This is a genomic window from Prevotella sp. HMSC073D09 (assembly GCF_001814145.1).
GTDB lineage: Bacteria > Bacteroidota > Bacteroidia > Bacteroidales > Bacteroidaceae > Prevotella > Prevotella conceptionensis.
The window spans coordinates 25,245-41,249 of sequence record NZ_KV815141.1; the positions used below are offsets into that span (position 1 = coordinate 25,245).

The window sequence follows — 16,005 nt, forward strand, 5'->3', positions numbered from 1 at the left end:
AAACGCAGAAGTAATCTGCCATTGGCAGCCAGGCACTCAACTTGTAGAGAACGTGTGGAATAACTTCCGCCAGGGTCGTCTGCTGAAACATGGCCCGTATTGCCACAGACAAATGGGGCAACATTTCAGATTTCACCATATCTCCATCCAGTACTTTGTGCATGGGCGGGGTGTTTATCTTGGTTTTACTGTATAAAGACATAAACCCCTCTCTGTTTGTAGAGATATTTAAAGTCAAGACAACTTCGCTGTCGGGTTAGGGCTGTCGGCAAGTCAATCGCGCCGGCATTGGCTGTCAACGGCTAACAAAGCTGCTTGTACCGAACCCCCAAACAACTGGCTTAACGCCTTAATTACACAGTACGCCACAACTCCTCTCCTCTTTAAAGGAGTTGTGGACAAGCCCATTTGCCCCAAACGCAAGTTCTACAATCTGCCTAAAAAAACAAAAAAAATCCTTTTTGCTTTTCGCGTTAAGGTCAATTGTTGTAACTTTGCGACAAATTAATTCATCTTATAAAGAAAGGAAATAAGTTCATGAAAAGTACTGGTTTAAAAAATCGCGCCTGGCAACTTGCCGCTATGCTTGTGGTATTGATTGCAGGTTTGTCGTTTGCATCTTGTGCTAGCGACGACGGTGAAGACAAAGAAGCAAGTCCTATCATAGGTACATGGAAGTCGGAAGCTAGCAGCACTGGCACCTACTACATGCAGTTTACCGAGTATAAGCAATACTTCTTTACCAACGACATCTACAAAGGCAACACCACAGAGGAGGGAGATTACACCTTCTCCAATAATACACTGACACTTAGCCCAAAGGGTAAAGCGCCGAGGACGTACAATTGCAAATTTAAGGGAGATCACCTTTTCCTTACCCTCGCTTCTGGCAAAGAAGGTGAACTGCAATTCATACGCTACACACCTACCAAGAGCGTTAAGCGCGTTAAACGCTAACGCCACTCTTGCACAACATACAGCCGCCGCACCGCGTACCACATCCGGACGTTGTGCGGCGGTTTGTTTTATCTTCTAACCACCTGCCATTGCCGCGAAACAACCAGACTTACCCCTACCGGCCTCACCCCCAACCCCTCTCCAAGGGGAGAGGGGATGATATGCCTTGCGAATTTAACCCTTGCTGGCGACCGATCGCTCAGCCTGAAACTTCTGAACCCATCAACTGACGAACTTGGTCACTCGCCAGCTTGCCAACTCAAAAAATCATCAACCAAAAAACTCATCAACTTAAAAACGCATCAACTCAAAAACTCACCAACTCAAAAACTCACCAACTTATACATTCACCACCTCCAAACTCAACTAAAAATCGTATCTTTGCAAGACAAAACAACCTAACAACAAACCTTCACAACATGAAGAAAATTTTCTTTTGGGCGGCACTGGCTGCCCTCAGCTTGCAAGCACAAGCCCAAACAGCAATGCAAAGCAAGCCAAAACGTTCTGCAACAAAGGGCAAAATAAAAGGTATCGCAAAACAAACTGTACCCGCCAGCCGCATCGCGGCACAGCCTACATTCACCGAATGGCACGACTTGCAGGTGAACACCCTGAACCGCATGCCCATGCACACCAACTTCTTCCCCTTTAAAAACGATGAGGAGGCGAAGATGGGCGACCCAAAACGCTCGGAAAACTACTTGTCGTTGCATGGCGATTGGAAATTTAATTGGGTGGAAAATGCCGACCAACGTCCCACCCGCTTTTACGAAACCGACTTTAACGACACGGCGTGGGGAACCATGCCCGTGCCTGGCATCTGGGAATTGCACGGCTATGGCGACCCCGTTTACCTGAACGTGGGCTTTGCGTGGCGTGGACATTTCAAAAACAACCCGCCACAAGTGCCGGTGAAAGACAACCACGTGGGCAGCTATCGCCGCACCATCACGCTGCCCGCCGCATGGAAAGGTAAACAAGTTATCGCTCATTTCGGCTCGGTAACGTCTAACATCTACCTTTGGGTTAACGGCCACTTCGTGGGCTATTCCGAAGATAGTAAGGTGGCACCAGAGTTCGACCTTACTCCATATTTAAAAGAAGGAGATAACCTCATCGCCTTCCAATGTTTCCGTTGGTGCGACGGCTCGTACTGCGAAGACCAAGACTTCTGGCGACTTTCGGGCTTGGCACGAGATACATATCTCTATGCGCGCGATAAGAAAATATACTTGGAAGACCTACGCATCACGCCCGACTTGACCGACAACTACACCAATGGCATACTAACCATTGATGGAAAGACACAGAAATACACTGAACTTTTTCATGAATTGCTGGATGCCGAGGGCAAAATTGTTGCCAGCACCCACGCAACGAATGGTAAAGCACAACTGAAAGTACCCAACGTGCACAAGTGGACAGCCGAAACACCTTATCTCTACACGCTGAGAACAACCGTTGTAGACATGCGCGCAACGAAAAACATACAGCCCAAGAAGGTAGAGGAGCACAGATATGTGGCCGTAACCAACCAGAAGGTGGGTTTCAGAAAGGTTGAGATACGCAACGCGCAGCTGTTGGTTAACGGTCAGCCCGTGCTTATCAAGGGAGCCGACCGCCACGAGATAGACCCCGATGGCGGCTACGTGATGAGCCGCGAACGTATGGTGCAAGACATCCGCATAATGAAACAACTCAACATCAATGCCGTGCGCACGAGCCATTATCCCAACGACCCGATGTGGTACGACCTGTGCGACGAGTACGGCATTTACGTTGTGGCCGAGGCAAACCAAGAGTCGCATGGCTTTCAATATGGCGACGACGCCCCCTCTAAAAAGCCCATGTTTGCCTTGCAGATATTGCAACGCAACCAAAACAACGTGCAAACTTACTTCAACCACCCATCAATCATCACGTGGAGTCTGGGCAACGAAACGGCCGACGGGCCGAACTTCGCCGCCGCATACAAGTGGATTAAGGGCTACGACCCAAGCAGACCCGTGCAATGGGAACGCGGTGGCGTAGACGGTCCCAGCACCGACATCGCCTGTCCCATGTATCGCACACACCAATGGTGCGAAGATTACGCGCGCGACGACAGCAAAACGCGCCCCCTGATACAATGCGAATACAACCATACGATGGGTAATAGCTCTGGCGGATTTAAGGAATACTGGGACTTGGTGCGCAAATATCCCAAGTTCCAAGGCGGATTTATCTGGGACTTTGTTGACCAAGGACTTCGCGCAAAAGACAAAAACGGCATGGAGATATATAAATATGGTGGCGACTACAACGACTACGACCCATCCGACAACAACTTTAACTGCAACGGAATTGTTAGTCCCGACCGCGTACCTAACCCGCATGCCTACGAAATTGCTTACTGGCACCAGAACATTTGGGCCGAACCCGTTGACCTGAAAGCTGGAAAGATAAGCGTGTACAACGAGAACTTCTTCCGCAATTTGGATAATTACAAGCTGGTTTGGACGGTGCTTAAAAATGGTAAGGCCGTGCAAACGGGCGAGGTGGAGCAGCTAGATGTTCAGCCACAACAGCGTTGCGAGATTGCCCTGCCCATCAAAACAGATAGCCTTTGTCCCCATGCAGAGCTGATGCTGAACGTAGACTTCGTGCTGAAAACGGCCGAACCGCTGCTCGATGCAGGCACACGCGTGGCCTACAACCAGTTTGAGATGCAGCAAGGCACTTGTTTCCGTAAGATGCCAAAGGCACCCGCGGTTGACAAAGACACGCGCCTGAACCTCCGAAATAAGTCTGGCGAGAGCCAAGTCGTGGTTTCCAACAATCATTTCACAGTGGCTTTCAACCGCGTTTCGGGTCTTCTTGCCACCTACAATGTGGATGGGAAACCGATTCTAGGCCAAGGCGGAACGCTCAAACCCAACTTCTGGCGCGCCGTTACGGATAACGACATGGGTGCAGGTGTGCAAAAGCACAATCGTGTTTGGCGCGAACCCAAGCTGCAACTTGTGGCCATCAATGCTGCACTCGACAAGAAAGACAACAAGGCGGATGTGCATGTAGAGTATGATATGCCCGAAGTGGGCGCGCAACTTACGCTTACTTACAGCGTTATGGGCGACGGCTCAATGCGCGTTACCCAGCAGATGACGCCCAAAACAGCCGACGAGCGGCCGTTCCTTCTTCGTTATGGCATGGTGATGCAGTTGCCTTACGACATGCAGGTGAGCGAGTTTTACGGCCGCGGCCCTATCGAGAACTACGCCGACCGCAAACTTTCGCAAAACGTTGGCATTTATAAACAAACGGCCGACGAGCAATTTTATCCCTATATCCGTCCGCAAGAAACGGGCACGAAGAGCGACATACGCTGGTGGAAACAAACAAACGACAATGGTTTTGGTTTCCGTATCGTGTCGCCAGAGCTGTTCTCGGCCAGCGCTTTGCACTATTCCATCGCCGATTTAGACGAGGGATTGGAGAAGGCGCAACGCCATTCGCCACAAGTTCCAAAGTCTAAATACACCGAGCTTTGCATAGATTTGGGTCAAACGGGCGTGGGTGGTGTCAACAGTTGGAGCGAAGAGGCCATCGCCCTGCCGCCTTATCGCCTGCCTTATAAGCAATACACGTTTACGTTTACGCTTGTTCCGCAGAAGTAACTGCACAGCGAAGGGGCTGAAAGGCTGGCTTGGGCTGATGGTTATGGCCCATCTAGGATGCCTAGAAAAGTAAAGAGATTGCCCAAAAGCCATTATTCCTAGTTATCCTAATCATCCTAGAACACCTAGGATGCCCAGGATAACTAGAATAACTAAGATGCCTAGGATTGCCTAGAACACCTAGAAAAAAGAAGATAGCTAGGATAACTAGAATAACTAGGACACCTAGGATGCCTAGAGCACCTAGAATAACTAGAACACCTAGAATAACTAGAACACCTAGAATAACTAGAAAACGCAAGTTTCCCAATAAAAAGACGAGGGTGTGCCAACCTTGGCACACCCTCATATTATATAGTGGAAAGCAACCCTTTAACGACATTTACCCTTCGCAATGCGGCCTTGCATCATGCGTTTCGTCGTTCGTTGCCCTTAATTGACAGCCCGCCCCCGTTCCGTTTCAGTAAGCCCATACCTTCGCGGAGTTTAATCGGGGGCGGCGTAGGCTTTTGTATTATCTATGGTATCTAACTATTATCTTATTCTGATGTTGCAAAGTTACGCTTTATTTTACTTTAAACAAAGAGATTTTGATATTTTTTTTGATGTTTGATGAAAATAGTAAGCGCACTGGTTGGTTTGCCACGTTACGAAACGAAGAGTTTAACCGACATCCACCAGCTAAAAAACGGCCGCTTGCCCCAGCCACAAAGCACCTGCAAACATCTAAAACACGCCCTTGCCAAGCCAAAAATATCGCCTAATCATCCACACAGGCCAACCCCCACTTCGCACCCAAACGCAGCCCATGTCAAACCACGCGTTATATAATATGCGTTAAAACGCTAAACAACTAAAACCTACGCAAATAGCTACAAATATCCGAACACACATCCCCCACCAACAACCAATATTGCGAAACAACAATGCACGCCCGCCCTTCAAGCGATAAAATTTTGCTAATTAAATACGAAAAATATGCGGAAGTTGGTAAAAATAGCTTATCTTTGCTGCAAAATAAACACCACCTCTTTCGAGGTCTTACCATTAACAAAAACAAATAAACTATCCTATGCGTTTTAGAAATTTGCTCGCGCTTGCTCTTCTCGCCCTTGGTGGCACCATTCAGGCGCAATCGCAGATGCCCCCGATTCCGCGCGACCCTGCTGTTCGCATCGGCAAACTCGACAATGGGCTTACCTATTACATTCGTTACAACAACTGGCCAGAAAAGAGAGCCAACTTCTACATCGCCCAAAAGGTGGGTTCGCTGCAAGAAGAAGAAAGCCAACGCGGCCTTGCTCACTTTCTCGAACACATGTGTTTCAACGGCACAGAGCACTTCCCCGGCGATGCCTTGCTACGTTATTGCGAAAGCTTGGGCGTGAAATTCGGAGCCGACCTCAACGCCTACACGGCCATCGACGAAACGGTTTACAACATCGACAACGTGCCTACCACGCGCCAAAGCGCGCTAGACTCGTGCCTGCTTATCCTTCGCGACTGGGCTGGTAGCCTTGCACTCGACCCCAAAGAGATTGACCAAGAGCGCGGAGTGATACACGAAGAGTGGCGTTTGCGCACAAGTGCCAGCAGCCGAATGTTCGAACGCAACCTGCCTAAGCTCTATCCTGGCTCGAAATATGGCTTGCGCTACCCCATCGGACTGATGAGTGTGGTAGACAACTTTAAATATAAGGAACTGCGCGACTACTACGAAAAGTGGTATCACCCCTCAAACCAGGGTATCATCGTTGTGGGCGACGTGGACGTAGACCACGTTGAGGCCGAGATTAAAAAGCTTTTCGGCCCTATGAAGAACCCCGCAAACCCCGCGCCCGTAGTAACCGAGAATGTTCCCGACAACAATACGCCCATCGTTATCATCGACAAAGACAAGGAACAAACCAGCTCTGTTGTGCAAATGATGATGAAACGCGAGGCAACACCCGACTCGGTGAAGGGCGAAGTAGACTATATGGTGTACGAATACGTAAAAGGCGTGGGCATCGGTCTGCTTAACGACCGCCTGGCAGAGGCCGCCCTCAAGCCCGATTGCCCCTTCGTAGGCGCCAGTGCCAGCGTAGAAAACTACATCTTTGCAAAAACCAAGGAGGCCTTCTCTATCGCCGTGTCGCCCAAAACCACAGAGCTAACGGCCGATGCACTGCGCGCAGCCTACATCGAGGCCTTGCGCGCCGCACAATTTGGCTTTACCAAAACCGAGTACGACCGCTCAAAGTCGTCTACCCTCAGTTCGCTCGACCGCATGTATAGCAACCGCGAGAAACGTTTCACCTCGCAATTCGCCAACAGCTACAAAGAAAATTTCTTGGATAACGAACCCATTCCGCCCATCGAATACTACTACGAAACGATGAAACAGGTGGTGCCCAACATCCCATTGGAGTTTGTTAACCAGGTGTTTGCCGACCTTGTGTCGAAAACCGACACCAACTTGGTCATCGTTAGCTTCAACCCAGAGAAGGAAGGACTGACCTATCCCACCGAATCGGGCCTCATCGCCGCCGTTGACCAAGCACGCACCGCCAAACTAACGCCCTATGTAGACAACGTGAAGAACGAGCCGCTCATCACCAAATTGCCCAAACCCGGCAAGGTTGTCAGCCAAAAACGCGGTCCTAAGTTCGGCTATACCGAGTTGAAACTCTCTAACGGCGTAACCGTTTTGTTGAAGAAAACCGACTATAAGAAAGACGAAGTGCGCCTTTCTGGTAGCGGCGGAGCGGGCAGTTCGAGCTATGGTGCGGCCGACTTTGTTAACCTCAACGTCTTCAACAGTGCCCTCGAAGTAAGCGGATTGGCCAACTTCTCGAACACCGAGCTGAGCAAAGCCCTCGCTGGAAAGAACGCATCGGCAAGCCTTTCGATGAGCGAAAAGCGCATGCGTGTTGGTGCAAACGCTACACCTAAGGACATTGAAACGATGTTCCAGCTGGTTTACCTGCACTTCACCAAGATTAATAAAGACCAAGAGGCATTCAACAACCTGATGGAAAGCTTGAAAGTGAGCCTGCAAAACCGTGCCATATCGCCCGACCAAGCATTCAGCGACTCGCTCAGCGCAACCATCTACGGACACAATCCGCGCGTGAAACCCCTCGAGTTGGCCGACCTTCCCAAGGTTAACTACGACCGAATACTGCACATGGCAGCCGAACGCACGGCCAACGCCAACGGTTGGCGTTTCATCATCATCGGCAATTACGACGAGGCAACCATTCGTCCGCTCATCGAACGCTATCTAGGTTCGCTGCCCGCTAAGGGTGCCAACCCCAACAGTAAGAAGGTAACCTTCTTCAAAAAAGGCGTAACCAACAACGATTTTACACGCAAGATGGAAACGCCGAAGGCCGATGCCAACATGGTTTGGTTTAGCGAAGACATCCCCTACACCACAGAGAATGCCATCAAGGCCAGCATTGCCGGCCAAATCCTCAGCATGGTTTACCTCAAAAAGATACGCGAGGATGCCAGTGCAGCCTACACTTGCGGCGCCGCAGGCTCGGCAAGCATCGACGACAAGGACCACAATGTAACCCTCTTTGCTTACTGTCCCATGAAACCAGAGAAGGCCGACCTGGCTTTGCAAATCATGCGCGACGAGGTTACCAACCTTTCTAAGCAGTGCGACCCCTCAATGCTGGCCAAAGTGAAAGAGTACATGGTGAAGGAAGCCGACAACGAGGCGAAGACCAACGGCTATTGGGCCGGCGTTATCAGCACGTGGTATCGCTACGGCATCGACTTGCATACCGATTACAAAGCACTTGTGGCTAAGCAAACGCCCGAGAGCATTAGCAACTTCGTTAAAGAAATTCTGAAAGCAGGCAACCGCATCCAGGTTACGATGATGCCAGCAGAAGAAAAGAAGTAAATACATAAAGCGTTTGGTGGAAGGGCCGACACACAGGCCCACTATTCCACCATCCATCCTAACAAACAACAGGTAGGGACGGGTCTGTTTACAAGACCTTCCCTACCTGTTTTGGGTTTATGGGATTTATTAGTTGACGGGTTGACGGGTTGACAAGTTGACAAGGGGACAAGAGAACGGAGTTGACGAGTTAACAAGTTTACAAGTTAACAAGGGAAAGGAGTGAACAAGATGACGAGGGAACAAGGGAATGGAGTTAACGAGGGGACAGGTGGGCAAGTTAACGAGGGGACAAGAGGACGGAGTTGACGAGGGGACAAGTTGATGAGGGGACAAGTTAACAAGAGGACGAGGGGACAAGTTGACAAGAGGAAGGAGTGAACAAGATGACGAGGGAACAAGGGAACGGAGTTGACGGGGTGACGAGTGGACAAGTTAACAAGGGGACGAGTGGATGAGTTGACGAGAGGATAGTTAACAAACGAACAAGTTTACCAGTTTATAAGTTAACGAGTAGATGTGGCCGTGTTGACTTTTAATATAAGCCCTGCAACGGTTCGCCTTGGCTATTGTAAGCGTACATGCTTTTCGTGCCATTGCCTATACCGCGTACATGCCACAAACATTCTGTCTAATTTTCAGCAAGAATATTAACATTATGGCTGCGATTTTTTCCACCAATCGCCCACCTTGCCGCAAAAAATCGATCTCGCGAAGGTTTGTTTTGTACAAAAAGGGGGTAGACTGTGAATGCGGCAAGATGAATATTTATTTAACCAAAACGCCATTTGCACCATATTTTGGGCCATTTGCAGCAAAATACAGTGCAATTTGGTGCTAAACGCAGTGCAATATGCCGCTAAACGCACTGCGTTTTGGTGCTAAATGCAGTGCGTTTTGGTGCTAAACGCAAGCTAATATGGTGCAAAATGCAGTAGTTTTTACCGCTAAACGCAAGGCGAAAAGCATAATCATCCAGTGCAATTGTATAAACAAAACCCTTTCGAACGATAAAACACACGGCTGAAAAGGGCAAAACGGCCATTAAAAAATGGGATTTTAGGGTCTAAAAGGGGGTTATTGGGCTCGAAAAAATACGAGCAAGCAACCAAACTAGAAAGGCAAAATGGTGCAAAATGCAGGTTTTGTTCTTAAAAACAGACAAGTAGAAGGACGTGAAAAGCTAGAAATGGTGGCTTTTTACCCACTTTTTAACCTGCATTTTCGCTAGAACGGGTCGAGACAAAGAAGGGATTTGTAAAACAAAAGAAACGATTTAAGTTTTTAAGTTGGTACGTTTTTGAGTTGATAATGTGAGCTGGTGAGTTTTTAGTTGGTAAGTTTGTGAGTTGGTAATGTGAGTTGGTGAGTTTTTGAGTTGGCAAGTTAACGAGTGGACAAGTTCATCTGTTGATAGACAGACAAGTTAACAAGCTAAGCGATTAGTCACCAGCAAGTGTTAACTTCACAAAGCATATTACTCCCCTCTCCCCTTGGAGAGGGGCTGGGGGTGGGCTGAGAGGGGTTGGGGGTGAGGCCAGTTGGGGAGCCTTCCTCCACTTTCCTTCCTATAAATACCTATAAATAGGTATTGTCCAATTCATTATAAACACCTAACTTTGCAGATTGCATAGTGTGTTTTGCACTTAACAGGACAAGAAAAAGACAAAAAGATATGAAGTTTCCCACACGAATTCTATGGGGAGGAATACGTGTTATGGTTTTGTTCATCACCTTGGCGTGCGTGTGTAACCAGTTTGCACACGCCCAATCCACAGACGAGAACATCTCATTGACCATTACCGACCGCAATGGGCAGGCCTTACCCTACGCCACTGTTATCGTAGAGAGTGCCGGCCTTACCTATACTGCCGATGCACAAGGCCGAATTCGACTTAAACCAACACTCTTTACCACCAAAGGAACGCGCCTAACAGTGTCGTATCTGGGCAAAGCAACGCGCCAGTTAACCATTACGCACGATGCCGCGGCAAAAGGAAAGAAGATAAACATCGCACTAGACGACAACAACCTTTACCTGAAAGACGTGCAGGTGAACGCCACACGCGCACCCAGACACAGCAACTCGTCGATGCTCATTCAGCGAAACACCATCGACAACATACAGGCTTACAGCTTGGCAGACATCGTTCAGGCACTGCCAGGTAAGGCCATTCTCAACACCGACATGCACAATGCCAGTTTCTTAACCTTGCGTTCGGCCCTGCAAGGCGACTTGCAAAATCCGCTCGATGCCTATTCGCGCAACAAGCTTAACGACTATGTGCGCAACGCTGCCTTTGGCATTGCCTACGTGGTAGACGGTACGCCCCTCTCGAACAACACCAACATGCAGCTAGACAGCTACGGAAAATGGGGCGGCATAAAGATGTTCGACCGCCGTTTTAACACCGACAACAACGAGAATGTGGGCAGCGGAAACGATTTGCGCCTTATTCCCGCCTCGTCGATAGAGAGCGTTGAGGTGATTTCGGGCGTGGCACCAGCCAAGTATGGCGACCTAAGCAGCGGTGCCGTTATCATCAATCGCCGCGCCGGACTTACCCCTTTCTATGGTAGTGTGAAGGTGCAATACGATATTTTCAACGCCTCGCTGGGCAAAGGTTTCGCCCTTGGCGAGCGTTGGGGCATGCTTAACCTCAACATAGACTATCTGCACAGCACCCGAGACAGGCGCGACATGCTGAAAACAAACGCCAACATCGCCCTCAACGCCACGTGGACACACACCATTAGCCGAGCCTTGGCATGGGAAAACACCCTCGCGGTAGACTTCTCCAAAAACGTTGACGGACTGAAAAGCGACCCCGACGCCACGCTTAACCGCACCCGAACCGACCGCCAGAACCTGCGTTTGGCCCTGCGTGGCGCGCTTTCGCCACAGCAAAACGCACTTATCGACGGTATCGACTATAACTTTTCGCTCTCTCTGTCGCACCAATACGACATGCACGAAGAGTTTATTGCCAACAACAGACTGAACCTTATCACCGATGCTTACACCAACGGCGTGCACGAAACCGATGTTGCGCCACCCTATTACACGGCCCTTTTGGAGATAGACGGCAAGCCCTTGGCCCTCTCGGCCAACGTAGAGGCACGCCGAACGCTAAGGTGGAGCCGCGCCACACACACGCTTAGCTTGGGCATTTTCGCCCGACACGAGGCCAATCATGGGCGTGGAAAGATTTTCAACGCCGAAACTCCGTTCTACGATGGCGGACAAGGAGGGCGCGGCGACCGCTCTTATCAATATCGAAACCGTATTAACCTGAACCAATACGGCTTGTACGTGCAAGACAAGTTGGTGCTGCCCACGGCTCACGGCACACTAAACGCAACGGCCGGCCTACGTCTTGAATACCAAAACCAACGCTTTGCGGCCTCTCCACGCATCAACATGATGTGGGCGTTAGACAATGGATTGAGCTTTAATGCGGCCTACGGCATCAGTTATAAGATACCCGCCACGGCTTTTTTATATCCCGAAAACGTGTATTTCGACCGCCTGGTGTACAGCAATTACAGCAACAACGCCAACGAGCGGCTCTTTATGTACAAGACCAAAGTGGTTAATCCCACCAATCCCAACTTACTTTCGCCCTACACACACAGCTTTGAAGTGGGCACAGCTTATGCCAATAGCAACTTCAATACCTCGTTAACGGGTTATCTTAAGATAGACTTGCGCGGCATTAGTTCGGAGGCTGTGCTCGATACGATGTGGGTTCAGCGTTACGAAACCGTGTCGCAACCGCCCAACCAACGGCCCATTTATGCGCCAAAAGGCAACCCCGAACTCATCATCGACTATTACTACACGCCCTGCAACCTGCTTTACAGTCGCGATGCAGGCGTAGAATGGATTGGCAACCTGCGCAACATCAAGCCCTTGGGCCTAGGCGTTAACTTCTCGGTGGTTTACAATTACAGCCTTTACCACCATCAAGGCGAACGTATGGGCACGTCTATCGACCTCGACAAAGAGGCCGTTTCGGGCATCTACGCCCCCACAAAGAACAGCTCGCACGAGCTTATCTCCACCCTAAGTCTCACCAAACAGATACCCACCCTTGGCTTGATATTCAACTTGCGCCTGCAAAACTTCTGGTTCAGGCACTTCAACCGCCACGGGTTCGACATCTATCCCATCGGTTACGTCGACCGAAACTTCCGTCGTGTGTACCTCGACGAGCAGCAACGAAAGGACATCCGCTGGACTTATCTGCGACTAAAAGACAACGAACCCGTAAACATTTCGCAGCCAATCATCATCCCCAACTGTCATCTTCGCGTGTCTAAGGAGATTGGCAAGCAGCTGCGCCTGTCGTGCTATATAAATAATGTGTTCAATTATCGTCCTTGGATAGAACGCCAAGGCGACCGAATATACTTTAACCAGCCGCCAACGGTGAGCATGGATGTTAGCTACAAGTTCTAAATGGCCTTGCTTTCTGCTTACCACAAGCAATATAAACAACATTAAATTCACAAAAAAATGAAAGAGAAAAGACGTTGGGGCAACCGCACAGCCCTATTCCTAACAATGGCCATAGCCGCACTGTTCGCCGCTTGCAGCGAGAGCGACGCACCCGAAGTGTCGAACGCATCGGTGAAAGTAAGCGTTAAAATCGACAAGACTTTCGAGAAAGCCAAAGCCCAAAAGGTTGCAATTACCTTGCGCAACACCAACACGGGGAAAGAAACAGCTTACGAAACCACCCTCAACGGCACGGTGGAGTTGCCCAATCTGCCCGTAGACATGTACGACATCATGGCAACCTACACCCTTCCCGCCAAAGAATACACCGAGATTACAGGCGAAAAGAGCAACGAAGATGTGCTTTTCTCGGCCGCAGCAACGGGCATACAGCTCCAACCCAGCAAGCAAACGTCCGTTAATTTGGAGCTAACCACATCCACAACCGATGATTTCGTTCTCAAAACCCTCTATTATGCTGGGTCGGACAACAAGAAAGCGGCAGGCGAACACGATTGCTTTGTCGAGATTTATAACAACACCTCGCGCACCCTTTACGCTGATAGCCTTTGCTTCGCACTCACAACAATGAACAGGTATGGCTATCTCTCTGACGGCAATTGGCATAGACTTGCAACTCCCAAAAAGTTCTATTTCACCTCGAAAGGCACTTACGACTGGAGCAAATCAGAAGGTATGGCCGATGCTGCAAATGCCAACGACAAGTACGTTTACGGCGACATCGTACTCATGGTGCCGGGCTCGGGCAAGGACTATCCCATCAAACCGGGCGAAAGTTTCATCATCGCACCCTTCGCCCAGAACTATAAACAACCTTTTACAAAAGAGAATGGGAAACAAGTAACCCCCGAATGGCCCGACTCTACGCTCGACCTGAGCAAGGCAGAGTTTGACGTGGTGTATCCCCACAACGAGGAATTGGATAACAAGGACGCGGCAAATATGGTGATTATAGAAAAAGGAAACCATAGGTTTATGCGTTTTTCGCGCAATGGCAAAGAGGGATACGTCATCTTCCGCCATCCTTCGCCCAGCAAATTGCCCAGGTATCTCCGCCCGTATAGAGACTTAAAGAACTCTGATGGAACTGTTTTCATGCAGATACCCATCAATTGCATCATCGATGCCGTTGAGGTTATCAACCCCAATGCCGATGGTTACGTGTCGCCAAAGGCTTTCCCAAAGCAACTAGATGCCAGCTATGCCTACTCAAAGCCCGATTATAGTTTCCGTTGCATCTCGCGTAAGGTGAGCCGAGTGAATGAAGGTCGCCGCATATTGCAAGACCTCAACAACTCTGCTCTCGACTTTGTTCAGATGATTCCAAACCCAAAGGCGTTTGCCCCAAGCAAGTAACGCCCCATTATAAGCTTCTCCGCTTGCCTGCATAGCAAAAGCAGGCAGGCGGAGAATTGCCTATACCGATATTCCCAAATCAACAACATGCACGCACGTTTATTCGTATCTAGCCTCTTGTTCGGGCTTTTCTACATCGCCTCCGCTCAAGATTCGCTCACGCGCTTTGCCGTTCCCACCCCCCAAGAGTGGCGGCAACACCACCAAATCATGGCCTCACCCCTGGGCATTTACTTGCTACCGGCGCACAGCTATGGTTATACCTCGGCGACTTTCACCCACGAACGAGGCCCTTTAATGCGCCTGCAAACACCCGAAAAAGATACGAATTTGCGACTTTCGTCTATGGGAGCGTACGCGTCTAGCCGCTGGCGACTATACGGCGAGTTTGCTTACGACCGACAATTTGCCGATAGTGTGGGTTGGCTGCTTAGCGAAACGCCACGCCTGGGCATGCCCTACTACTTTGCATCGCCACGCAAAGGCAACTGGCTAAACGAGACCTACCAACTTAAAGGCGCAGCCAATTACCGCCTTTCGCACCTGTTCGACCTTGGTGCAGCCCTACAAATAAGGTATCATAAGGGCGCACGCAGCAACGATCCACGCCCCTCTACCGAGAGTTTTTACTCGCGTTATCACCTCAATATAGGCCTAAACCTCGCCCCCGTGCATATCTCTATGGCAGCAGGAATGGTCTACGGAACCAGCGACAACAACCTGATCTACGTGAACGAGAACAACGACCGCATCGACCGATTGGACTTTATGGCCTACGAACTGATGGGATTTGGCATGCACCGAAAGACGGGTAAGCTGCAAAACCGCGAGATGCAAGCCAACACCTACGGGCACGAACTGTCGCTACAAGCCAGCTTTACCCGAAACGAAACGACGCTTTGGGCGCGCGCCAGCTATCTGGCCCAACGCGACAGCATACGTCGTAGCCGAACAAAAAACGTGTCGGCCAACCTCCTTTCCACCTATAACCTCCGTCAGACGCGCATTCTTGCGGGGTTAATTCATCCCCTTTCGCCCGCTCTTCGCCTGCAAACCACAGCCCACGCACACTTTACCAAGGGGTGGGATAGGCTAGACAACATCCTTGGCGGACAGAAAAACTACGTGTATAGCCATCGCGACATCGGCGTGAACGCCTTGCTCTACCATCGCTTTACCTCGCAGCGGCTCGACCTATTTGCACTCGATGCCACCGCCGAACACGAGAAACGACAAGACGGAGCCACGCAACACACCCTCGTTCGCGATGCCTTTCATCTCGCTGCAGCCTATCGTTCGCAACGTCCCTTGCCTCGAAACTTCGCCTTTTTCTATGGTGCAAGCCAAGCGTTCACCCTGCCCAAGGCCTCGTTAAGCTACCCTTCAACGCAAGAAACGGTGTTCTCTACCCAACTAGCACTTCCCCTGCAACGTTTCTACGCCACGTCTACGGCCAGCACACGCATAGCGTTGGGCACGGCAAAGCGTTTCGCCCACTATCAGCTAACGCTCTCATTGGCCTACCAATTGGGCTATGTGCTTAAAGCCCAACCCACCATTCACGGCACGCGCCATAATTTTGAGGCCGCCCTTGGCTTGGCTTTCTAATGGGC

The 16,005-nt window shown here is 50.1% G+C and carries 6 protein-coding genes; all 6 read left to right on the forward strand.

Annotation, left to right across the window (positions count from 1 at the left end):
- Window positions 1-537 precede the first annotated feature (537 nt).
- The 6 genes from HMPREF2955_RS13805 (at window position 538) to HMPREF2955_RS13830 (ending at window position 16,000) form a co-directional block, all read left to right on the forward strand.
- Window positions 538-957 carry a lipocalin family protein gene (locus tag HMPREF2955_RS13805; protein WP_070723990.1) on the forward strand — a complete coding sequence of 140 codons (420 nt, stop codon included), beginning with the start codon at window positions 538-540 and terminating at the stop codon, window positions 955-957.
- A gap of 419 nt (window positions 958-1,376) precedes the next feature.
- Window positions 1,377-4,616 (forward strand): glycoside hydrolase family 2 TIM barrel-domain containing protein, encoded by a 3,240-nt coding sequence (locus HMPREF2955_RS13810; protein ID WP_070723991.1) that lies wholly within the window; start codon window positions 1,377-1,379, stop codon window positions 4,614-4,616.
- A 1,072-nt stretch (window positions 4,617-5,688) separates the two neighbouring features.
- Window positions 5,689-8,514 (forward strand): M16 family metallopeptidase, encoded by a 2,826-nt coding sequence (locus HMPREF2955_RS13815; protein ID WP_070723992.1) that lies wholly within the window; start codon window positions 5,689-5,691, stop codon window positions 8,512-8,514.
- A gap of 1,675 nt (window positions 8,515-10,189) precedes the next feature.
- Window positions 10,190-12,976, forward strand: a complete 2,787-nt coding sequence (locus HMPREF2955_RS13820) for a TonB-dependent receptor (RefSeq protein ID WP_070723993.1) — start codon at window positions 10,190-10,192, stop codon at window positions 12,974-12,976.
- 57 nt (window positions 12,977-13,033) lie between these two features.
- Window positions 13,034-14,392 (forward strand): DUF4876 domain-containing protein, encoded by a 1,359-nt coding sequence (locus HMPREF2955_RS13825; protein WP_070723994.1) that lies wholly within the window; start codon window positions 13,034-13,036, stop codon window positions 14,390-14,392.
- A gap of 87 nt (window positions 14,393-14,479) precedes the next feature.
- Window positions 14,480-16,000, forward strand: coding sequence for a DUF6850 family outer membrane beta-barrel protein (locus HMPREF2955_RS13830; protein ID WP_070723995.1), 1,521 nt, complete (start codon window positions 14,480-14,482; stop codon window positions 15,998-16,000).
- Window positions 16,001-16,005: the final 5 nt, after the last annotated feature.